Consider the following 20,015-nt stretch of genomic DNA (forward strand, 5'->3'; position numbering starts at 1 on the left):
TAAATAATTGTTTAACTTGAGGTGCATTTTGCTCGGATTATTGTTGCGAAAAAATAGATGAATAAGCAAAATATCTTTGATGATTAATCAATAATAGAATAAGCCATGAAATCAACAATTGAAGAACTTGTTGCCTTTATCACAATTATTGATACAGGTTCGTTTGTCGCTGCCGCAGAACATTTAAAACAGACACCTTCGGGGATTAGTCGATCTTTAACACGCTTAGAGACTAAGTTAGATGTCACCTTGTTAGAGCGAACAACACGTAAGTTGAAATTGACTCAAGAAGGGCAACAGTTTCTGGTAAAGGCTCGTAAAATCTTAAATGAGCTTAATGCAGCTGAAGAAGAACTACAAAAATCTGATCAGGGTACTGCGGGCCTCATTCGCATTGATTCGGCTACCCCGTTTGTTTTACACGTGATTGCACCATTAATGCATAAGTTTCGTGAGTGCTATCCAGATATTGAAATTGAGTTAAATAGTAATGATCAAGTGATTGACTTATTGCAGCATAAAACTGATGTAGCATTTCGATTTGGGGAACTTAATGATTCGAGTCTTCATGCAAAATTAGTTTGCAAAAGCCGTTTATATATTGTGGCAAGTCCGGATTATTTGGCGGTTAAAGGCACACCCACACAACCAGAAGAACTCGAACAACATGATTTGATTGGATTCACTAGACCTGCCTATATTAATAGCTGGCCGATTAAAGTCGGTGATGAATATTTCTTTGCACAATCAAAAATTAAAGCATCGAGTGGAGAGACGGTACGTCAACTTACCATTAGAGGGCATGGCATTGCGCGGTTATCTGAATTTGAAATTTGGAAAGATATTCAAGAAGGGCGATTGATTGCATTATTTGAAGATCAAATTGAACATCAATATCAAAGCATCCATGCTGTGTATTATCAACAAGAGCATCTACCAAAAAGAATCCGTTTATTCATTGAATTTTTGGCAGAACAGTTAAAAGATGGTTTTAAAAACGCTCTCTAAAATTAACATATGCATTACTTGGAAAATGAACTTCTAAAACTGGGGTGGTTTGCCCTTCTGATGAATGCTGTGCCAGAAAATAGCTTTTTTGCTGTTGGCGGCAACTAAAATATAATTTGGAATAAACCGAGTTCACCATCACAACTTCATTTGAGCTATTACGCTTATATTGATAATGAGAAATCGTACTGGTCTCATCATCAGTGCGCTGCTCCATTTTATAGTCTTGTTGATTCGTCATTTTTAAATAACCCTCAATCAGACTTTGGCAAACCGTATGTCTGTGCTGTTCATTTTTTGGTTGGGGTTGGCAACCTGCTAAAACAATAGTAGATAAAAATATAGCGTTTAATTTCATGATCTTGCTACTCTTTGAGTTGATTTCTATAGCGTAAAGGTGTTCTATAAACCAGTACAGATACAGAAATTTTTAAAAAAGCAGTACAGAATGACTTTTCAATATCAGGTTCTTGCCAATCAATTAGCACATCGTATTTATCAAGATGAGCTTAAACCCCATCAGAAGCTTATTTCTTTACGAGATTTTGCTCGTCAGCACAGTATTAGCTTAAGCACGGCAAAAAGTTGTTATGAATTGCTTGAGGCGAGGGGACTCATTTATGTAAAGCCAAAGTCAGGTTATTTTGTGGTGGCTCGCACCCAATCGAGTCCTATTCCTGATAGCCCAGATTTTTTGTCTTTACCTCGACAAGTCTCAAATCTGGAGTTGCATAACCAAATTCAAGAGGCTGCCTTACAAAGTCATCTTGTACCGTTGGGTTCGATCCAGTTGACGCCCCATTTCATTCCCGTGGAAGGCTTACGCCGCTCTATTCAACGTGCTTTAAAAAACTGTCAGCCACAAGACTTTCTCTACTGTAATAAACAAGGACATGAGCAATTAAGAAAAGCGCTTTCTGATCATTGGCGTGAAGATGGTATTTACATTGCTCCGGAAGAAATTTTTATTACCAATGGCTGTATGCCTGCTTTGTCTTTAGTGGTTCAGAAGCTCACTGAAGTGGGCGATAGTATCCTTATTCCTACACCTACCTATAATGGTCATTTACAGTTATTAGCAAGTTTAAAAAGACAGATTGTTGAGATTCCAGCAGATCATCGTGGAATCGATCTTGAGCGCTTAGAGTCATTGATGCAGCAGGGTTTGGCGAAGGTTTGTTTAATGACAGCTAACTATCAAAATCCTTTGGGATATTGTTTTAGCAATGCAGAAAAACAAAAGATTGCTGAATTAGCTGCAAAGTATCAGTGTTTTATTATTGAAGACGATATTTTTGGTGAGTGTGGTTACAGTAATGAACGCCCACTACCGATTCGCTATTGGGACCGTGAAGGCTATGTTATTTGGTGTGGGTCGGTTTCCAAGTCGCTGTCGAGCGCGTATCGGGTAGGGTGGTTTTGTTTAAGTGCAAAGCTACAGCATTTAAGACTTGAGCTGTTAGCAAGCAATATTGGTGTGAATACGCCCTTACAATTAGGTCTGGCAGATTTTATTTATAGCCGTGGTTATCGAGAGCATTTAGAACAGCTACGGCCCAATCTGATGCGACAAGTCGAGCAGTATCGTATTTGTATTTTAAGAGCCTTTGAAGGCCTTCCAATTGCTCTGAGCCAACCAGAAGGAGGCTATGCACTCTGGATACAGTTACCTAAGAATGTAGATACCTTAGCGCTGTATTACACTGCAAAAGCTGAAGGAATTACTGTGGTTCCAGGTCATGTTTTTGGTGAAGATGAACGTTATCGACATTTCATTCGTTTAAACGCTGGTCATGAATTAACAGCAGATGTCCGCCAAGCGATTAGTGACTTGGCAGACTGGTCACGGCAACAGATGAAAACAGTAAATTAGTTTTATTCTGCAAAGTCTGCTTTAAGCACAATACGGTAGCGTGCTTGACCTGAGTGTAAACGTTCAATTGCTTCATTGAGCTGTGACATTGGAAATAGCTCAATTTGAGGCGCAATTTGTTTACGTGCAGCGAACTTTAAAAGTTGACGCAGTGCGGCGGGTGAACCTGTGGGTGAGCCTGTTACTGACTTGGCACCGTCAATAAGCGAACCGACAGAAACTGGAACAGGTTCGAGCGTAAGCCCCAAGAAATGTAAAGAGCCGTTTGGTGCTAGTGTAGAAATAAAAGCGCGCCAATTTAAGGTCACATTCACGGTACTCAGCAATAAATCAAATTTACCTTTTTGTGCTTTTACCGCGTCTGTGTCGCGGCTATTCACCACATGATCGGCGCCCATTGCTTTGAGCTCTTCAGTTTTATCAGGATTAGAACTAAATGCTGTGATTTCACAGCCCCAAGCTTTAAGTAGCTTAATGGCCATATGACCTAAACCACCAATCCCAATTACGCCTACATGGTGTGTTGCCTGAATTCTGTGTTTGAGTAGTGGATCAAAAACGGTAATCCCGCCACAAAGTAAAGGGCCTGCACTTTCTGGGTCTAAATCATCGGGAAGGGGAATAATCCACTGCCAGCCTGCACGTACTTTATCGGCAAAGCCACCGGCATGCCCCACGATTGTTGCTACATTTTCACCCGTACAAAGGACTTGCTGGCCACCAATACATTCATCACATGCTTGGCAGCTTTCAGCGGTCCAGCCAATGCCCACACGTTGTCCAATTTGTAGACCTTTAGCTTCTGAGCCCAAAGCAACAATTCGTCCAATAATTTCATGGCCTGCAATAACAGGGTACACAGTTGAACGCCATTCATTGTTTAGAACAGAAATATCAGAATGACATAAACCACAATATTCAACTTTGACTTCAACCTGATGAGGCTGTAATTCACCTGCATCAAATTGGTAAGGAACCAGTTTTTCACCTGCCTGCATAGCGGCATAAGCTTGAATTGTATTATTGCTCATCGGAAACTCCTTAAGCGGATTTGAACCGTTATGGTGGGTTATGAAGCTTTAAATTGACAATTGTTTTCATGATCATTGACCATGCCCACTGCTTGCATAAAAGCATAACAGGTGGTTGGACCAACGAATTTGAAGCCATTCTTTTTGAGTGTTTTGGAAAGTTTTACGCTGAGTTCGGTTTGTGCTGGTGCCCGACGATAATCTTCAACATCATTTTGCTTTGGTGCAGCATCTACAAATTGCCAAAGCCATGTAGTCACATCACCGACTTGTGCTTTGAGTACTTGCCAAGCAATGGCATTATCACGAATGGCTTTAAGTTTGCCTAAGTGGCGAATTAAACCCGCATCGGATAATTTGAGTTCTAAAAAGTCATCTGTGAATGAGGCAATTTCTGCAATTGGGTGATTAAAGAAGTGCTCTCGGTAACTTTCTCTTTTTTTGAGTACGGTAATCCAAGATAAGCCCGCTTGCTGACCTTCCAGACAAAGCATTTCAAATAATCGTGCTTCATCATGTTCTGGTTTTCCCCATTCTTCATCGTGATAGGCAATATAGAGAGGATCGTTGGAGCACCATCCGCAGCGTTGAATTTTCATGATGATGCTCCTTATATTTATCTTAGAATTTTAAAGTTTAAATAACACCCATTCATTTGGGCGCGTATCCCAATAATACAGTTCAGCTTGAGTTAAGTCTTCAAACTTTAGCCAAAAGTCTTTGCCCACTTTATCTGAAAAACCGGTACTGATTAGCAGGGCATCGTCGCTGATTTCCATGATCCAGCCTTGATAGCTATTGCCATTTAAAATGATCTTTTGCTGATTGCCTGACTCGGCAAACTCTACTAAGCGATTGATCAGCGCTTCCGACATACAATGTTCCTAGCGTAAATAAGAATAAGGGTTAACAGCACCACGCCCTTTACCATCTAGATAAAGACCATAATGCAAATGAGGTGAAGTATAACGTGCATTGCCAGTATTGCCGACATAACCGATCAGATCACCTTTTTTGACATAATCACCAACATTTAGTCCACGTTTGTGACCATCTAGGTGAGCATAATAATGCCATGTTCCTGCTGGACCTAAAATCCAGATGACTTTACCACCGAGATTATTATTACGCAGATCTGCAACAAGCCCTTCGGTCGCACTGTACACTTTGGTTCCACGTGGAGCCAAAATATCAATTCCTTCATGACTACGGCCCTGACTGCGTGCAGCTCCCCACGTATCTTTTAACTCATCTCGGTCGACACCTTTCACAGGCACAGGAAGTCGATTTGCGAGTTGCATACTTTTAAGCTTGCTGACTTGAGCTGGTGAGAGTGGGGCTGGTTTTTTAGGTGCACTGGCACAGGCAGCCAATAGAAGAATTAAAAAACCAAGTGAGAAATGAGAAACAAATCGTCGCACAAAATACTCCCTGTCACAGCCATATCAAAATTATTTTGCTCACTATGTCACGAACGACTCGTCGAGATCAATTTTTTCATGGCTGTTGGAACGCCCTTGGCAACAGCTTGTTCTGGGCTCAGCCATTGTCCTTCGAGTTCAATTGCCAGATGTTCTTTTTGATCAGGTTCCACGTGGAACGTGTGAGCATTAAGTAGCCATGTAAAATGAGTGAAACTATGACTGATCTGAAAGCTTTGCGTTTGAGGTTGCAGTTTAAATTGCTGACTTAAGCTAAGACGTTCGTGTTCAATTTCTAAAATCGGTAAACAGAATAGACCACCCCACAAACCATGAGATTGTCGTTGTTGCCAGAACCATTCATCTTCACACTGGATGATAAGAACATCTGCTGTTCTAACAGGCGGTGTTTTTTTCGGTTTCTTAAAAGGTAATTCTTGTTCTAAACCTTGCTGGTAAGCTTGGCAATGAGCTTGCATTGGGCAATATAAACAAAGAGGCTTTTTAGGCGTACAGATGGTTGCACCCAAGTCCATAATGGCTTGAGTGTAGTCATGGTTGCGCTGAGTTGGACAAAGTTGCCCAGCTAATTTCCACATTTCACGTTCATGTTGGGGCTTACTTAAATCATCTTCAATAGCAAAAAAACGGGCTAATACACGTTTTACATTACCATCCATAATGACGCCGTACTGACGTAATCCCAAAGACATCAGCGCGCCTGCGGTAGAGGGGCCAATACCAGGTAGGGCAATCCATTCTTCTAGTGTTTCAGGAAACTTACCTTGCTGAGTGACAAGGCCAGCCGCTTTATGCAAATTGCGTGCACGAGCGTAATAACCTAATCCAGCCCAGTAAGGAGCTACTTCATCCCAAGTTGCATGGCCTAGGGCTTCTACTGTTGGAAAACGCTCCATAAAGCGGTCAAAGTATTGCAGAACTGTTTTTACCTGAGTCTGCTGCAACATGATTTCAGAAACCCAGACTTTATATGGATCATCTACGACTTGCCACGGCAAATCATGACGACCATGTTGATCGAACCAGCTTAAAAGGGCATCAGAAAAAGAAAATTCAGGCATGAACAGCTAAAGAAGAAAAGAGAGGGCTAAATTATAGCTGAAATTTTGATTAAAGCAGACAATGAACAAGAGAGTGTTAAAACAGAGATTACCTGATAATGAGCAATCTCTGTTTCAATAATAAAAAGGATTAATCCTTTTGTATGCCCCAACGTTGGTCAAGTTTCAACGGTTGGTTTTTATAGTATGGAATGACATGAATGTGGAAATGATCTGAATTTTGTCCAAACACTTCACCATCATTGAAGCTAATATGGAAACCGGCTGGTTGATGGCGAAGCTGTGTTTCATGGCGCGCAATTTCAAGAAGTGTAAGCAGGCCTTGATGTTCTTTAGAAGTGATGTCAAAAAAAGAACGAACATGGCGCAGTGGTGTTACCACACAGTGGCCTTTAGATAACGGATTAGAATCAGGTAAAATTACAGCAAATTCATTCTTATCAATGATGTCATATTCATCAAATTCGCAATACGGACATTTCTTGTCAGTCATTGTTGTATCCTCTCATGTTATTCCATTAAACCCCGAGTGCGGGAAATAAGACTAGGCTTTGCTCTAGCTCAACGGGAGTATAGTTATTGAAGTATGGTTTAAAAAATACAGTAAAAATATTGCAAAGTCATAAACATTTAAGGGAGCAAATGCGAAAAAACATTTGCTCCAAATTTGCTTCTTTTATTTTAAAGTACGATCTAACAAAGCGTACATTTTAGCAAGGCCTTGTTTTTCCGCTTCGCTATTGTAGCCAAGATCTACACCGTTCGCTTTAGCTTTTTCATCTGCAAGCGGGTTACTAAAGCCATGTTTAGCACCTTCTAAAACCACTACTTCGTGTTTAACCTCAGCAGCTTGCATCTCTTTTTCAAAATTAGCAACATCTTCTAAGGTGACCATACTGTCTAATTCACCATGTAGTACTAAAACTTCACCTTGAATGTTGCCTTTTTGAGCAGGTGCTTTAGGCGTTAATGTGCCATGGAATGTTGCAACTGCTTTCAGTGGAGCACCTGAGCGAGCGAGGTCTAACACGACTTTACCGCCATAGCAAAAACCAATAGCGGCAAGTTTTTCACTATTTACTTCTGGCTGAGCAGCTAGAGTTTGAAGCGCTGCATTGGCACGATCAGTAACTGTGTCTAAATTTTCAAATGTCTGCATCATCCATTCATAGGCTTGAGCTGCAGTCGTGGTTACTTTTTTATCGCCGTACATATCAATTGCAAGCGCAGCATAACCATGTTCGGCAAGCTCACGTGCACGTTGTTCGGTATATTCGTTACGACCCCACCACTCAGGACCAACAATCACACCCGCAACAGGTGTTTCACTATCTGGAGCCGCAAAGTAGCCAATTAAATGGCTGCCATCTGGTGCAGTATATTGAATTTCACGGGTTTTAATTGCTGTACTCATGACCTTAATCCTGAAATTTAAAGAGATTTAAACACGCTTGATTAAAGCATAAAAAGATAAAAGTGATATAAATAACTATGTAAGAATCTACATCAAAAGAAAAAGAGAAATATTTCAGCGCAATAAAAAAGAAGGAAACCAGTTCCTTCTTTTTATGGGGTGATGCTTAAACTTAAGTCCGGCCTCGGGAAATGAACCCAATTACAGCTAGAATTACAGCCACAACTAATAAAATCACGGCAAAGTCTTTAGATAGTCCTGCAACACCACCAAACCCTAATAGACTGGCAATGAGTGCAATCACTGCAAAAATTATCGCCCAACGGAACATATGTTGTTCTCCTTATTTTTTCATTGTCGTTTTACTATATAGCGTGTTTTTTGCAGCGAATGTGTCGTTTATGTGGTTGAAATGTATATTAAACAATCATTTTGTGATTCTAAAAATTTATCTTGTTTTTAGGCACGGCATACTTCAATGCTATACTTACACATTGTTTCATCTATTCAGCCGTTGAAAACTTATGTCTACCGAGACCTCACTTCGCCCATTATTTTGGAAAAATTACACGCTTGAGCAACTGACTCAGGCTGAGTGGGAAGCTTTATGTGATGGTTGCGGTTTGTGTTGTCTAGTAAAGCTTGAAGATGAAGATACCCATGAGGTGGCTTATACCAAAGTGGCGTGTAAGTTACTTGATTGCAGTACAGGAGGTTGTTCGGACTATTCCAATCGTCAGCAACAAGTACCGGATTGCTTACAGTTAACGGTTGAGTCTTTAAAAACAATTCACTGGTTGCCATCAAGTTGTGCCTATAAGCGTTTGAATGAAGGTAAAAATTTACCTTCTTGGCATTACTTGAATACAGGCTCTAGACAAAGTGTGGTGAAAGCGAAAAAGTCAGTTGCAGGACGTTGTATTTCTGAAGTTAATGTCCATGAGGATGATCTTGAAGATTATGTGGTACGTTGGGTTCGTTAATTGAATCTTCAAAAGACAGGTCTAATTACAGCGTATAATAAAGTAACACTTTTATTGTAAATTTTTTGCTCATCTCCGTTATATAACAATAAAAGCAAAAGGAGATAAAAATGATGAGACGATTAGCAGCCCCTTTATTATGTAGTAGTTTCTTATTGTTGATGGCCTGTGGCTCAAATAATACCAATTCAAAAGATCTAGAACAAAAAACCTCGGCTAAAACAGAACAATCTAATTCAGTCAAACCATCTTATCAGGTTGAAACGGTTGCACATTTTGATGAACCTTGGGCAATAACAAGTTTGCCAGATCAGCGTTTATTGGTCACTGAACGCCAAGGAAAATTAAAACTTTTTAATCCTAAAAATAAACAAATGTTGGATGTCTCTGGTGTTCCGACAGTGAATTATGGCGGACAAGGTGGATTAGGTGATGTGGTTTTACATCCTGACTTTGCCAAAAACCATTGGATTTATCTGAGCTATGCAACAAAAGGGCAAGGAGGATCTGGTGCAGTTATTTCACGCGCGAAACTAGATTTATCTAACCCCAAACAGCCAAAACTTACAGATGTGAAGCCGATTTGGCAGCAAGTACCCAAAGTTTCAGGTCAAGGCCATTATGGACATCGGATGCTTTTTGGTACGGATGGAAAACTTTGGGTGAGTTCAGGTGAGCGACAAAAGTTTGATCCTGCTCAAAACATGAAAAGTAATTTAGGTAAAATCTTGCGCTTAAATGAGGATGGTACAGCGGCCGTAGGTAACCCTTTTTATAAGCAAGGCGGGGTCACTGCTGAAATATGGTCACTGGGACACCGTAATCCGTTAGGAATGGCCTTTGATGCTCAAGGACAACTATGGGTGGTTGAGATGGGACCTAAAGGTGGTGATGAGCTTAATATCATCACAAAAGGTGAAAATTACGGTTATCCAATCGTTTCAAATGGAGACCATTATTCGGGTCAGCCTATTCCAGATCATCACACTCGCCCAGAATTTAAAGCACCTGAAATTGACTGGACTCCTGTAATCTCTCCATCGAGTATGATTATTTATCGCGGCCAACAATTTCCTGCATGGCAAAATAAAGCCTTAATTGGCGGGTTATCTTCTGAAGCAATTATTGTTGTGGATTTAGAGCATAAACCTGTGAAAGAAGTGCAAAGACTAGATATGAAGCAACGTATTCGTGGTTTGCATGAAGCACAAGACGGTTCGATTTGGGTCATTGAAGATGGTCCAAAGGCACGCTTACTTAGGTTAAGTAAGAAAGCATCTTAAGGCGATAAAACCGCCTGTAAATAAAGGCCGTGTCTCATAGATTAAAATTGTAGATTTCTGTGAGACACAATAGACTATAGATAAAAGACGATAAAGCTATTTGAAATGTCAGACACTCATATTCCACTTCCCGAACGCCTACGCCCGAGAGACTTGTCTGAAATTATTGGGCAAGATCATTTATTGGGTGAAAACGCGCCTCTGCGTCAAATGATTGATCAGGGACATTTACCTTCTATTATTTTTTGGGGGCCACCGGGCGTTGGTAAAACAACAATTGCTTTGCTGTTAGCTCAGGCGATAGACCGACCATTTGTGAGCTTATCTGCGCTGAATACGGGTGTGAAAGAATTACGTGAAATCATTGCGGAAAGTGGTGATTTACTGACCCCTGTAGTTTTTATTGATGAAATTCATCGATTTAATAAATCACAGCAAGATGCTTTATTGGGTGCAGTTGAAAAAGGAAAAATTACCTTAGTTGGAGCGACCACCGAAAACCCGTCTTTTGAGGTGAATAGTGCGCTTTTATCACGCTGTCAGGTTTATACCTTAAACAGTCTAGACAGTGAGGCAATCCAGACGCTCATTAATAATGCGCTTCAAGCCGATAAATTCTTAAAAGAACGCTATATTCATATTGAAGAATATGATGCACTTATTCAATTCGCTGCAGGTGATGCCCGTAAGGCACTGAATTTACTTGACCTGATTGCCAGTACATTTGAACCAGAGATTGAAAACACGATTACCAATGCTGTGGTAGTGAAAGTAGCGCAGCAAAATATTGCACGTTATGACAAATCTGGGGAGCAGCATTACGATTTAGTTTCTGCATTTATTAAATCGATTCGGGGCAGTGATCCAGATGCAACTCTGTATTGGATGGCACGTATGCTCAAAGGCGGGGAAGATCCGGTTTTTATTGCCAGACGTATGCTCATTGCAGCCTCTGAAGATATTGGAAATTCTAACCCGAATGCATTATTACTTGCAGGTGAATGCTTCCGCTCTGTACAAGCTGTGGGGATGCCTGAGGCGCGAATTATTCTGGGCCAAACGGCAGTTTATTTAGCAACGAGTGCAAAAAGTAATAGCACTTATCTCGCGATTAATCGAGCTTTAGAACTTGCAGAAAAAACAGCTAATTTACCCGTGCCTTTACATTTAAGAAATGCACCAACCAAGCTCATGAAACAGCAAGGTTATGGAATTAATTATCTCTATCCTCACGATTACCCAGAGCACTTTGTGCTGCAAGACTATTTGCCGCCAGAGTTAAAGGGAACCAAGGTTTATGAGTCTGCGAGAAACAAGCGTGAAGTTGAAGGTGAGCGCTTGCAGCAACGCAGATGGCAGCAGGAACAGTAATAACCTATTCGTTGTATCAAGCTATACCTAACGATGATCATGTTGTTCCAGTTCTTCAGTCACCTGACCATAAATCAGTAGGGTAAACACGCCTGTACCACCAATAATGTTGCCAATGGTGGTGGGGATCAGGAAAGTAAACAGATATTGGTTAATAGAAGCATCTCCTTGCCAGACCAGATAGGACATTTCGGTAGAGCCAACCACTACATGGGTAAAGTCGCCTAGTCCTATCAGATAAGTCATGAAAAAGATGAGCAGGAATTTATTACTGACTGAGGGTAGCATCCAGACCAATGCTGCAATTAACAGCCCAGACATAATACCTTTCAGCATATTCTGGGTTGCAGAAAAGGAACCTACATGATGGGCGAGTTCATCGAGTGCTTGGTCAATACCGGGAGTAAACAGGTGAGTCGTTAGGAAAAATAAACTCGCCAAACCTGTTCCAATGATATTGCATAGAATCACAATCCCCCATAAGCGACCTACTGCTCGTAATTTATCCAAGGTAAAGGGTTTGAATAAAGGTACAACTGTAGTGATGGTATTCTCGGTAAAGAGCTGCATGTGACCCAAAATAGCGATCAGGAAACCAATGGTATAACCGATATTGGTGATTAAATCGGCCCAGATCGCATCAGTCGGAATATAAGATGCGATAATCGCTTTAAATACAAATGAAAAACTGATGACCAAACCCGCGGCAATTCCTGAAAAGATCAGTGCGGCGGTTGGTCGATCCAATTCCTCGGCACCATCACGGCGAATAATTTCATAGACTAGTCGGGGTGAAAGTTTCTCATGTTCTTCAACCGCTATTTTTTCACGCCAGCTTAAGGTTTGATCGACTTTTTCTTCCTCTATTTTATGATCCATTTAGTTTACTCCCTGAATAAATATTTTATATTTCTCGTTTTTATTTATTGTTAAAGCAGTGTTCAGAATAAATCCAGTCTATTCCTAACAGCTTTCTGTGTTTTTTTATAAGTTGAATCATACTGTGACAGAAAAGAAGCAAAATACTGCATGAATAAGAGCAATCAGTCAGATGAAATACCAGTTAGAAGGGAAGATTAAGCAATTCGTGTGCTAATTTATTTTAATAGGCAAATCTGTCTACATTATTTTATTTTCTAACATACCTGATGTAAAAAAACCGGGCTAAAGCCCGGTTTTTCATGAAGTTTGAACGATCAGATAGCAGATAAATCTACGCCTAAACGAGCAGCAACTTCTTCATAAGCTTCAACAACACCACCTAAACCTTGACGGAAACGGTCTTTGTCGAGTTTCTTCTTAGAGTCTTTGTCCCATAGACGGCAGCCATCTGGAGAGAACTCATCACCAAGCACAATACGGTCATGGAAAACACCGAATTCAAGCTTGAAGTCCACCAAAATCATGTTACCTTCAGCAAATAATGCTTTTAATACATCGTTTACTTGGTAAGTTAACACTTTCATTTGCTCTAATTGTTCAGCAGTCGCCCAACCTAAAGCAATCGCTTGAGATTCGTTAACCATTGGGTCGCCTAGACCGTCATCTTTATAGAACAATTCAAATGTAGGAGGAGTTAACTCTTTACCTTCTTCTACACCTAAACGACGGCATAGAGAACCAGCTGCGTAGTTACGAATTACGCATTCAACAGGAATCATTTGAAGTTTTTTAACAAGCACTTCAGTTGGAGAAAGCAATTTTTCAAAATGCGTTTCAATACCCGCAGCAGCAAGTTTTTCCATGATGAAGGCGTTAAAAAGGTTGTTCACCTTGCCTTTACGATCTAGCTGTTCGATTTTTTCGCCGTTGAACGCAGAGGCATCATCACGAAAGACTAAAATCAGATGGTCGGCATTGTCTGTTTCATATACAGATTTTGCTTTACCAGTATAGAGCAAGGTTTGTTTTAACATGAGGGAACCTTTTAAAAAAAAATGCCTAGTAAATGACTAGGCTGGCCAATTTTGGTAAATCTGGTTTAACACTTCAGCCGCCACATCTGGGCTTGCGAAAGTGTTGTCTACATTAAATAGAGCAAGAGTATGACTAGAACCCACACCAGTCAGCTTAAGCACATAAGTATTGTCATTTACTTTAATTGTCGCCTGATTACTGCCTTGGGCGATGATGTTGTAATTTAAAGTACTTAATGTCGCTTTGGTGTATTGCCAGATCTCGGTCGTATTCCCATCAACTTTTAACAATGGGTTTTTATTACCGTCGGTCACAAGCTGAGGGCGTCCAAGCGCAGACGTCGTTTGAGCAGATGCATCTGCCGTTGCATTGCTACTCTGTGTTTGTTCAGGACGTGGCAATGCAAAACGGTTGCCACGCTGGTTTTCAAACTTCGGCGCGTGCTCAATAGCGAGCTGGTCTACAGTTGGGGCTGGATACAAAGGTGTCGCTGGTCGTACAGTTGCATCGGCAGGATACTCAAGCGGGGCAAGTTGCTTGGCATTTTTATAATCTAAAGAGTGATTATTAATTGCGAAGCGACCACAACCAGCTAAACTCAAGGCTGAAACTGCAAGGACTAAACCAAGACGTAATTGCATCATAAATTGCTCTTATTAAATAATTCCCGCATCTTTTAGGGCATTGCGGAGAGGTTCGCGATATTGCTCAGCGAGAGGAGTGAGTGGTAAACGAATACCAACATCAATCAGTCCCATCTCATGTAGTGCCCATTTCACAGGAATTGGGTTTGATTCGCAAAATAGAATATTGTGTAAATTTGCAATCTTATTGTTAATCGTCTTCGCTTGTTGTTCATCTTTGGCAATCGCAACAGCACATACTTCGCTCATTACTTTAGGCGCAACATTTGCTGTAACAGAGATATTACCGTCTGCACCAAGAAGCATAAGTTCCCATGCAGTCTCATCATCACCTGAATATACAGCCATCTTGCCGTCTAAAGCGTCAATTAAAGCTTTACCACGAGGTACATCACCTGTTGCATCTTTAATGCCGACAATATTAGGGATCTCTGCTAAACGTACAGCTGTATCGTTTGCAAGATCTACACCCGTACGGCCAGGTACGTTATAAAGAATAAGTGGTAATTCTACGGCTTCAGCAATCGCTTTATAGTGTTGGTAGAGGCCTTCTTGAGTTGGCTTATTATAATATGGAGTAACAAGTAAGGCTGCATCTGCGCCTAAATCTTTGGCAGCTTTTGTTAATTCGATTGCTTCGCGGGTTGAGTTTGCACCAGTACCGGCAATAATTGGAATACGTTTATTGGCTACACGAATAATTTCTTTAATAACCTGTGTGTGCTCTTCCATGCTCAATGTTGAGGCTTCGCCGGTAGTACCGACGGCTACAATACTGTTTGTACCTTGTTCTATGTGCCACTCAACCAGCTTCTCAAGACCCTTCCAATCTACACCACCATCTTTCAACATTGGTGTGACGATTGCGACGATTGAGCCTTGAATGGTCTGTGCTTGCTGAGTCATTTTTAAAAATATCCTATTTATCCATCCGAATCTGAGGTAAGAAAAACAAAATGTGGGATGGTTGCAGTATTTTGATTGTCCAGTTCTAACAATAACAGATTGTTGAATGACAATTATGCAAATTATGACTGATCAGACGCATAAGAACAATACGCCTAATGGATAATCGCTAGGTAAACTTGAGGAAAAGATAGGATGTTCTCATTATTGCAGGGGTGAGAAGGGCTAGTAAATATAACAATACAGCTTGATTCAACTGAGCCTTACTTAATATCGGCTTTTTTTATGGCAAGATAGAATGCAATTTTCCCGGTTGGGATTGAAGATGACATGAAAATGAATAAACAACCACAAAATGCGGCTTTAATCGTAGTTGATGTACAAAATGGTTTTACACCGGGTGGAAATTTAGCAGTTGCCAATGCCGATACTATTATTCCAATAATTAACCAACTTGCTGATTGTTTTGAAAATGTTGTTCTAACGCAAGACTGGCATCCAGATCATCATATTTCTTTTGCAGAAAATCATGAAAATAAGCAACCATTTGAAACCATTGAACTCGACTATGGACTGCAAGTGCTTTGGCCTAAGCATTGTGTACAGGGTACTAAAGATGCCGAGTTTCATCCTGATTTAAATATTCCGAAAGCTCAACTCATTATTCGAAAGGGCTTTCATGCTCATATTGATAGCTACTCGGCTTTTATGGAAGCAGATCAGTCCACAATGACTGGTTTAACCAGTTACTTAAAAGAGCGTGGTATTGATACGGTATATGTGGTGGGGATTGCCACGGACTTTTGTGTGGCGTGGACCGCTTTAGATGCAGTAAAACAAGGTTTTAAAACTTTAGTGGTTGAAGATGCTTGTAAAGGGATTGACCTAAATGGTTCGTTAGAGCAAGCGTGGCAAACCATGCAGCAACAAGGTGTTGCCCGTATTCAATCTAGTGATTTGCTGAGTGAGCGCTAAATTTATTGGTCTCGTGTTTTGACTTTGATATTTTAATTTTTAGGGAACGAAAATATGTCTGCATTCCTGCGCTTTACCCAATTTATTCAAAAAACTTTTGCCCTATGGGTCATTGTTTTTGCCGCATTAGCGCTATGGCAGCCTGATTTTTTTGTCTGGATGAAAGCGTACATTCCATGGATTTTGGGCATTATTATGCTTGGTATGGGAATGACCATGACCATCGATGATTTTAAAGGGGTATTACAAAGCCCTAAAGCGGTGTTGATTGGAGTAGTGGCGCAGTTTGTGGTGATGCCCGGTTTGGCATACGGTTTGTGTAAATTATTTAATTTGCCTCCTGAAATTGCGGTTGGTGTCATTTTAGTGGGATGTTGCCCCGGTGGAACGGCTTCGAATGTGATTACCTATATGGCTAAAGGCAATGTGGCTTTATCGGTGGCCTGTACTTCAGTTTCAACACTTTTAGCACCTATTTTAACGCCCGCTATTTTTTATTTGCTTGCTAGTCAGTGGCTAAAAATTGATGCAGCTTCGATGTTCGTTTCAATTTTGCAGGTGGTATTACTTCCTATCGTGATTGGTCTGATTTTAAGAACATGGCTAAAACGTCAGGTCGAGTCCTATATTCAAGTCATGCCTTTAGTTTCAGTCATTGCAATTGTAGCGATTGTTGCAGCCATTATTGGTGGGAGTAAAGCGGCCATTCTACAGTCGGGTTTGCTCATTTTAGCTGTTGTAATATTGCATAATGGATTGGGATATTTGTTAGGATTTACCGCAGCACGGTTCTTTAAATTACCTTATGCAGATAGTAAGGCAATTGCGGTTGAGGTGGGTATGCAGAACTCGGGCTTAGGTGTTGCTCTCGCAGCAGTACATTTTGCGGCTTCTCCGATTACGGCAGTGCCAAGTGCTATTTTTAGTCTTTGGCATAATATTTCTGGCCCAGCACTTGCGACTTATTGGGCGAGCCGTAAAGATGTAAATGAAGTAGCTAAAATTAAAGCTGAGTAGCTATATTTAAATTGGATTGGTGGCTAACCAATCTTCAATTTCATTTTCAGAAATAACTTCAAAACCATGGCGCTGTAAAAGTGCTGTGGTGACTCCAGTTCCAACAACTTTTTCGCCTTGAAACGTACCGTTATAAATTTTTTGACTACCACAAGAAGGGCTATTTTCTTTTAAAACCACGCAGGTTGCTTTTATTTGCTGAGCAATTTCTAAAGTACGGTAGGCGCCTTTCAAATAAAGCCGAGTCACATCTAAACCAGATGAATCAGTAATTTTCGCTTTGCCATCGAGCACATCTTGTCCCGTTCCTCCCACAATTTCTGCGGGTAAGCGCGGTATGGTAAAACCACCTAATAACTCTGGGCAAAGTGCATGGGCTTTTTTATCAAGAAGAAGCTGCTTAAGCTTACCATGCAGACAAGATCGCCCATCGTAACGAACAGGTTCACCAATTAAACATGCGCTGACTAAAAGCATAGTTTTCCAAACCCAAAGCAAGTGAGGTTTTTTTGAAGATAAAGAATCATAAACAGAATATGAAATATGACAATTCATTTTAAAAACAGACAAATTAAAAGATTACTAAAATTATGCAATTCATAATTAAGTTATGTATTGCATAATTTAATTGTTTTTAGTAGCATCTAATTCAAGGTAAATGGCCATTGGAGATCCAACAAGGATGTTGGTCTCCATAAATCTATAAATGATTTTTAGGAAAAGACGATTTTTAAGGGTTTAGTGAAAAATCTCAATCGTACTTTTAGATAAGAAAGGGCAGTGTGTATGGAAAACAAACACCAAATGGAACGGGAATTAATCATCAAAAGCTTCACGTTCATCATATCTTCGTTTTAGTAATTCGTTTTTTTCTCATAGGATGCGTTGGGTTAAGGCATTTTGACGGTTCAAATACTCCCCAATCAATACGTATTCTATAGAGAAAGGAGCTGAGTTGATCAGCAATAGAGATAAACGGAACAGGTAATCACCAGAGGGAAACTAGATGGATATTTTAGAGAACCCATTAGAATTATGCGGTTTTGCATTTATTGAGTTTGTTTCAAAAGAAAATGAATTAGATCCAGTTTTTGAAACAATCGGCTTTTCAAAAGTAGCCAAACATAGATCGAAAGAAGCGTACTTATGGCGTCAAGGAAATATCAATATTATCCTGAATTATCAGCCAGAATCTTATGCTTCATTCTTCTTTAATGAACATGGCCCATCAGCATGTGCAATGGGTTTTAAAACACGTGATGCAGCAAAAGCTTTCCAAAAAGCAGTAGAGCTTGGTGCTGAACCGATGTATTCAAAAGTTGGGCCAATGGAGCTCAACATTCCGGCAATTAAAGGTATTGGTGGCATGCCAATCTTTTTAGTTGACCGCGATATTTATGAAAATGACTTTGTTTTCTTTGATGATGCGCAAAGACATCCAGTGGGTGCAGGCTTAAACGAAATTGACCATTTAACTCATAACGTCTACAAAGGCCGTATGGAGTATTGGGCAAACTTCTATGAAAAAATCTTTAACTTCCAAGAAATTCGCTACTTTGATATTAAAGGCGAATATACAGGTTTAACGTCTAAAGCATTAACTGCGCCAGACGGCATGATCCGTATTCCATTAAATGAAGATTCGGACAAAGGAAACGGTCAAATTGCAGAGTTCCTGTCTGACTTTAATGGCGAAGGGATTCAGCATATTGCGTTTATTTGTGACGACTTAATTTCGACTTGGGATAAGTTAAAAGGCTTAGGTCTGAAATTTATGACACCGCCACCAAATACGTATTATGAAATGCTACCAGAACGTTTACCCGAGCATGGTGAGCCGACTGACGAGTTAAAACAGCGTGGTATTTTGCTAGATGGCAATACTAAAGATGGTCAGAAGAAACTTTTATTGCAAATTTTCTCTGAAAACATGATTGGTCCAGTCTTCTTCGAATTTATTCAACGTAAAGATGATGATGGTTTTGGTGAAGGTAACTTCAAGGCATTATTTGAGTCGATTGAACGTGACCAGATTCGCCGTGGTGTTCTCGAAACTAAATAAGCTGAGCTTTGTTTCTGATCTAAAAAAACCAAGAGTTTGATCTCTTGGTTTTTTTATGGCGATTAATTAGCGACTTTTAATATATTGATTGATGAGCTTCACTTCATTTTTTAAGATTTCAATCGTTTTACTTTGTGGGTCAACTGGTAAAAACATTTCGCTATCAAGCGCAACAATACAAAACTCGATGCTCTGATTCGAGTTGAACACAGGTAAACCAACAGCGTTAATGCCTGTCAGTAAATCACCTTTTGCTGCCGACATTTCTTGCTGGCGAATGGTTTCTTTGAGCTCGGTAAATGCCTGCCAGTTTTGTGGTGCGATGTTTAGACCGAGTTCTTGATGCTTTTGCCATTCTGCTTCCATTAATGGACGAACAAAATGCTCAGGAAGGTAAGAAGCAAATAGGCGTCCTGCAGCAGAATTGACTAAAGGCATAATCGAGCCGACTTTAGTAACAATCGAAATAGGGTGGTTAGATTCAATCGATTGAACAACCACAGGGCCTTTCGGTGACCATTTACTGATTTGTATGCCGCAACCAATTTTGTTTTGTAGGTCGTAAATTAAATGCTGTACCAGTTGTAGGGTGTCGCTATGTTGAACACAGTTTAGACCTAAGCGCCATGCCTGATCGCCTAAAGCATATTGACCATCATCAAGCTGTTTTGCATATTCCATGCGAATAAGGCTGACCAAATAGCGGTGTACCTTAGCAGGATGCATTTCTAGCTTACTGGACAGGTCTTTGAGAATAATAGGTTGATTGTGTTCTAAAAGAGCATTTAGTACAGATAAACCGACTTCAAGTGATTGAACCCCCCCAGATACTTTTTCTTCAATCATTTAAATACCCTTAATAAATTTACTTCAACTGTTAAACAGTGATGTTCAAAACATAAATTGAAATTGCTGCGTTTTACATCATGCCTGAGCCTATTGAAAAATAGAAATCACCTTTTTCTATTAGCGAAATTGACATGTTTAATAATCAACAATTTTCGAAAATCAAATTGCTCTCATTTATA

Annotated in this window: 23 protein-coding genes; 8 read left to right on the plus strand and 15 right to left on the minus strand. The window is 40.2% G+C overall.

The window, feature by feature from the left end; genetic code table 11:
- Positions 1–105 precede the first annotated feature (105 nt).
- The gene (locus tag KTH84_RS10235) at positions 106–1,008 is read left to right on the plus strand and encodes a LysR family transcriptional regulator (RefSeq protein ID WP_262473044.1); all 903 of its coding nucleotides are present in this window, start codon (positions 106–108) and stop codon (positions 1,006–1,008) included.
- On the opposite strand, the gene KTH84_RS10240 is transcribed toward KTH84_RS10235, so the two are convergent.
- Positions 992–1,366 (minus strand): hypothetical protein, encoded by a 375-nt coding sequence (locus KTH84_RS10240; protein ID WP_262473045.1) that lies wholly within the window; start codon positions 1,364–1,366, stop codon positions 992–994. The two genes, KTH84_RS10235 and KTH84_RS10240, sit on opposite strands and share 17 nt — an antisense overlap.
- Before the next feature lie 90 nt (positions 1,367–1,456).
- Between KTH84_RS10240 and KTH84_RS10250 the strand changes: the two genes are divergently transcribed.
- Positions 1,457–2,881, plus strand: a complete 1,425-nt coding sequence (locus tag KTH84_RS10250) for a PLP-dependent aminotransferase family protein (RefSeq protein WP_262473046.1) — start codon at positions 1,457–1,459, stop codon at positions 2,879–2,881.
- 2 nt (positions 2,882–2,883) lie between these two features.
- Here the strand turns inward: KTH84_RS10250 and KTH84_RS10255 are convergent, their stop codons facing one another.
- The 8 genes from KTH84_RS10255 to KTH84_RS10290 form a co-directional block, all read right to left on the minus strand.
- Positions 2,884–3,912: an NAD(P)-dependent alcohol dehydrogenase gene (locus KTH84_RS10255; protein WP_262473047.1), complete on the minus strand. Its 1,029-nt coding sequence runs from the start codon at positions 3,910–3,912 to the stop codon at positions 2,884–2,886.
- 38 nt (positions 3,913–3,950) lie between these two features.
- Positions 3,951–4,511: a DNA-3-methyladenine glycosylase I gene (locus tag KTH84_RS10260; protein ID WP_262473048.1), complete on the minus strand. Its 561-nt coding sequence runs from the start codon at positions 4,509–4,511 to the stop codon at positions 3,951–3,953.
- A gap of 30 nt (positions 4,512–4,541) precedes the next feature.
- On the minus strand, positions 4,542–4,787 hold the full coding sequence (locus KTH84_RS10265; RefSeq protein ID WP_001287364.1) for a hypothetical protein: 246 nt from the start codon (positions 4,785–4,787) through the stop codon (positions 4,542–4,544).
- 9 nt (positions 4,788–4,796) lie between these two features.
- Positions 4,797–5,333: a M23 family metallopeptidase gene (locus KTH84_RS10270; RefSeq protein WP_262473049.1), complete on the minus strand. Its 537-nt coding sequence runs from the start codon at positions 5,331–5,333 to the stop codon at positions 4,797–4,799.
- A gap of 47 nt (positions 5,334–5,380) precedes the next feature.
- Positions 5,381–6,415, minus strand: a complete 1,035-nt coding sequence (mutY, locus tag KTH84_RS10275; RefSeq protein ID WP_133971093.1) for an A/G-specific adenine glycosylase — start codon at positions 6,413–6,415, stop codon at positions 5,381–5,383.
- A 130-nt stretch (positions 6,416–6,545) separates the two neighbouring features.
- Positions 6,546–6,908 carry an HIT family protein gene (locus KTH84_RS10280; protein WP_042895935.1) on the minus strand — a complete coding sequence of 121 codons (363 nt, stop codon included), beginning with the start codon at positions 6,906–6,908 and terminating at the stop codon, positions 6,546–6,548.
- A 183-nt stretch (positions 6,909–7,091) separates the two neighbouring features.
- Complete coding sequence (locus KTH84_RS10285) at positions 7,092–7,829, minus strand: dienelactone hydrolase family protein (RefSeq protein WP_042895933.1); 738 nt, start codon at positions 7,827–7,829, stop codon at positions 7,092–7,094.
- 172 nt (positions 7,830–8,001) lie between these two features.
- A complete protein-coding gene (locus KTH84_RS10290; RefSeq protein ID WP_002053759.1) occupies positions 8,002–8,160 on the minus strand; it encodes a DUF1328 domain-containing protein in 159 nt (52 codons plus the stop codon).
- Positions 8,161–8,353: 193 nt separating this feature from the next.
- Between KTH84_RS10290 and KTH84_RS10295 the strand changes: the two genes are divergently transcribed.
- The 3 genes from KTH84_RS10295 (at position 8,354) to KTH84_RS10305 (ending at position 11,466) form a co-directional block, all read left to right on the plus strand.
- Complete coding sequence (locus tag KTH84_RS10295) at positions 8,354–8,812, plus strand: YcgN family cysteine cluster protein (RefSeq protein ID WP_133971095.1); 459 nt, start codon at positions 8,354–8,356, stop codon at positions 8,810–8,812.
- 110 nt (positions 8,813–8,922) lie between these two features.
- Entirely contained in the window at positions 8,923–10,095 is a 1,173-nt protein-coding gene (locus KTH84_RS10300) for a PQQ-dependent sugar dehydrogenase (RefSeq protein ID WP_262473050.1), read from the plus strand.
- Between the two features lie 105 nt (positions 10,096–10,200).
- Positions 10,201–11,466: a replication-associated recombination protein A gene (locus tag KTH84_RS10305; protein WP_202743233.1), complete on the plus strand. Its 1,266-nt coding sequence runs from the start codon at positions 10,201–10,203 to the stop codon at positions 11,464–11,466.
- 27 nt (positions 11,467–11,493) lie between these two features.
- On the opposite strand, the gene KTH84_RS10310 is transcribed toward KTH84_RS10305, so the two are convergent.
- The 4 genes from KTH84_RS10310 to dapA all read right to left on the minus strand — a co-directional run bounded on the left by KTH84_RS10310 (position 11,494) and on the right by dapA (position 14,933).
- Positions 11,494–12,345, minus strand: coding sequence for a formate/nitrite transporter family protein (locus tag KTH84_RS10310; protein WP_262473051.1), 852 nt, complete (start codon positions 12,343–12,345; stop codon positions 11,494–11,496).
- Between the two features lie 317 nt (positions 12,346–12,662).
- Positions 12,663–13,382: a phosphoribosylaminoimidazolesuccinocarboxamide synthase gene (purC, locus tag KTH84_RS10315; RefSeq protein WP_133971101.1), complete on the minus strand. Its 720-nt coding sequence runs from the start codon at positions 13,380–13,382 to the stop codon at positions 12,663–12,665.
- Positions 13,383–13,418: 36 nt separating this feature from the next.
- Positions 13,419–14,024, minus strand: coding sequence for a lipoprotein-34 precursor (NlpB) (locus KTH84_RS10320; RefSeq protein ID WP_262473168.1), 606 nt, complete (start codon positions 14,022–14,024; stop codon positions 13,419–13,421).
- Between the two features lie 15 nt (positions 14,025–14,039).
- Positions 14,040–14,933, minus strand: a complete 894-nt coding sequence (gene dapA, locus KTH84_RS10325) for a 4-hydroxy-tetrahydrodipicolinate synthase (RefSeq protein ID WP_262473052.1) — start codon at positions 14,931–14,933, stop codon at positions 14,040–14,042.
- Positions 14,934–15,263: 330 nt separating this feature from the next.
- Here dapA and pncA point away from each other — a divergent pair, with 330 nt between their 5' ends.
- Complete coding sequence (gene pncA / locus KTH84_RS10330; protein ID WP_262473053.1) at positions 15,264–15,908, plus strand: bifunctional nicotinamidase/pyrazinamidase; 645 nt, start codon at positions 15,264–15,266, stop codon at positions 15,906–15,908.
- 54 nt (positions 15,909–15,962) lie between these two features.
- A complete protein-coding gene (locus tag KTH84_RS10335; RefSeq protein WP_133971107.1) occupies positions 15,963–16,925 on the plus strand; it encodes a bile acid:sodium symporter family protein in 963 nt (320 codons plus the stop codon).
- A 6-nt stretch (positions 16,926–16,931) separates the two neighbouring features.
- Here the strand turns inward: KTH84_RS10335 and KTH84_RS10340 are convergent, their stop codons facing one another.
- On the minus strand, positions 16,932–17,402 hold the full coding sequence (locus tag KTH84_RS10340; protein WP_262473054.1) for a DUF523 domain-containing protein: 471 nt from the start codon (positions 17,400–17,402) through the stop codon (positions 16,932–16,934).
- A 529-nt stretch (positions 17,403–17,931) separates the two neighbouring features.
- On the opposite strand from KTH84_RS10340, the gene hppD reads away from it, so the two are divergent.
- Positions 17,932–18,987, plus strand: a complete 1,056-nt coding sequence (gene hppD, locus KTH84_RS10345; protein WP_042895913.1) for a 4-hydroxyphenylpyruvate dioxygenase — start codon at positions 17,932–17,934, stop codon at positions 18,985–18,987.
- Between the two features lie 66 nt (positions 18,988–19,053).
- On the opposite strand, the gene KTH84_RS10350 is transcribed toward hppD, so the two are convergent.
- Positions 19,054–19,833, minus strand: coding sequence for an IclR family transcriptional regulator (locus KTH84_RS10350; RefSeq protein WP_003654237.1), 780 nt, complete (start codon positions 19,831–19,833; stop codon positions 19,054–19,056).
- Positions 19,834–20,015: the final 182 nt, after the last annotated feature.

The sequence above is a fragment of the Acinetobacter sp. WU_MDCI_Abxb74 genome (genome assembly GCF_025513915.1).
Taxonomy (GTDB): domain Bacteria; phylum Pseudomonadota; class Gammaproteobacteria; order Pseudomonadales; family Moraxellaceae; genus Acinetobacter; species Acinetobacter calcoaceticus_C.

Excerpts from the sequence above, each read along its gene's own strand:
- KTH84_RS10250 (WP_262473046.1), top strand. The coding sequence starts at position 1,457 with ATGACTTTTCAATATCAGGTTCTTGCCAATCAATTAGCACATCGTATT.
- KTH84_RS10265 (WP_001287364.1), bottom strand. The coding sequence starts at position 4,787 with ATGTCGGAAGCGCTGATCAATCGCTTAGTAGAGTTTGCCGAGTCAGGC.
- KTH84_RS10280 (WP_042895935.1), bottom strand. The coding sequence starts at position 6,908 with ATGACTGACAAGAAATGTCCGTATTGCGAATTTGATGAATATGACATC.
- KTH84_RS10335 (WP_133971107.1), top strand. The coding sequence starts at position 15,963 with ATGTCTGCATTCCTGCGCTTTACCCAATTTATTCAAAAAACTTTTGCC.
- KTH84_RS10340 (WP_262473054.1), bottom strand. The coding sequence starts at position 17,402 with ATGCTTTTAGTCAGCGCATGTTTAATTGGTGAACCTGTTCGTTACGAT.
- pncA (WP_262473053.1), top strand. The coding sequence starts at position 15,264 with ATGAAAATGAATAAACAACCACAAAATGCGGCTTTAATCGTAGTTGAT.
- KTH84_RS10235 (WP_262473044.1), top strand. The coding sequence starts at position 106 with ATGAAATCAACAATTGAAGAACTTGTTGCCTTTATCACAATTATTGAT.
- KTH84_RS10255 (WP_262473047.1), bottom strand. The coding sequence starts at position 3,912 with ATGAGCAATAATACAATTCAAGCTTATGCCGCTATGCAGGCAGGTGAA.
- mutY (WP_133971093.1), bottom strand. The coding sequence starts at position 6,415 with ATGCCTGAATTTTCTTTTTCTGATGCCCTTTTAAGCTGGTTCGATCAA.
- KTH84_RS10295 (WP_133971095.1), top strand. The coding sequence starts at position 8,354 with ATGTCTACCGAGACCTCACTTCGCCCATTATTTTGGAAAAATTACACG.
- dapA (WP_262473052.1), bottom strand. The coding sequence starts at position 14,933 with ATGACTCAGCAAGCACAGACCATTCAAGGCTCAATCGTCGCAATCGTC.
- KTH84_RS10305 (WP_202743233.1), top strand. The coding sequence starts at position 10,201 with ATGTCAGACACTCATATTCCACTTCCCGAACGCCTACGCCCGAGAGAC.
- hppD (WP_042895913.1), top strand. The coding sequence starts at position 17,932 with ATGGATATTTTAGAGAACCCATTAGAATTATGCGGTTTTGCATTTATT.
- KTH84_RS10350 (WP_003654237.1), bottom strand. The coding sequence starts at position 19,833 with ATGATTGAAGAAAAAGTATCTGGGGGGGTTCAATCACTTGAAGTCGGT.
- KTH84_RS10290 (WP_002053759.1), bottom strand. The coding sequence starts at position 8,160 with ATGTTCCGTTGGGCGATAATTTTTGCAGTGATTGCACTCATTGCCAGT.
- KTH84_RS10310 (WP_262473051.1), bottom strand. The coding sequence starts at position 12,345 with ATGGATCATAAAATAGAGGAAGAAAAAGTCGATCAAACCTTAAGCTGG.
- KTH84_RS10240 (WP_262473045.1), bottom strand. The coding sequence starts at position 1,366 with ATGAAATTAAACGCTATATTTTTATCTACTATTGTTTTAGCAGGTTGC.
- KTH84_RS10320 (WP_262473168.1), bottom strand. The coding sequence starts at position 14,024 with ATGCAATTACGTCTTGGTTTAGTCCTTGCAGTTTCAGCCTTGAGTTTA.
- purC (WP_133971101.1), bottom strand. The coding sequence starts at position 13,382 with ATGTTAAAACAAACCTTGCTCTATACTGGTAAAGCAAAATCTGTATAT.
- KTH84_RS10260 (WP_262473048.1), bottom strand. The coding sequence starts at position 4,511 with ATGAAAATTCAACGCTGCGGATGGTGCTCCAACGATCCTCTCTATATT.
- KTH84_RS10285 (WP_042895933.1), bottom strand. The coding sequence starts at position 7,829 with ATGAGTACAGCAATTAAAACCCGTGAAATTCAATATACTGCACCAGAT.
- KTH84_RS10300 (WP_262473050.1), top strand. The coding sequence starts at position 8,923 with ATGATGAGACGATTAGCAGCCCCTTTATTATGTAGTAGTTTCTTATTG.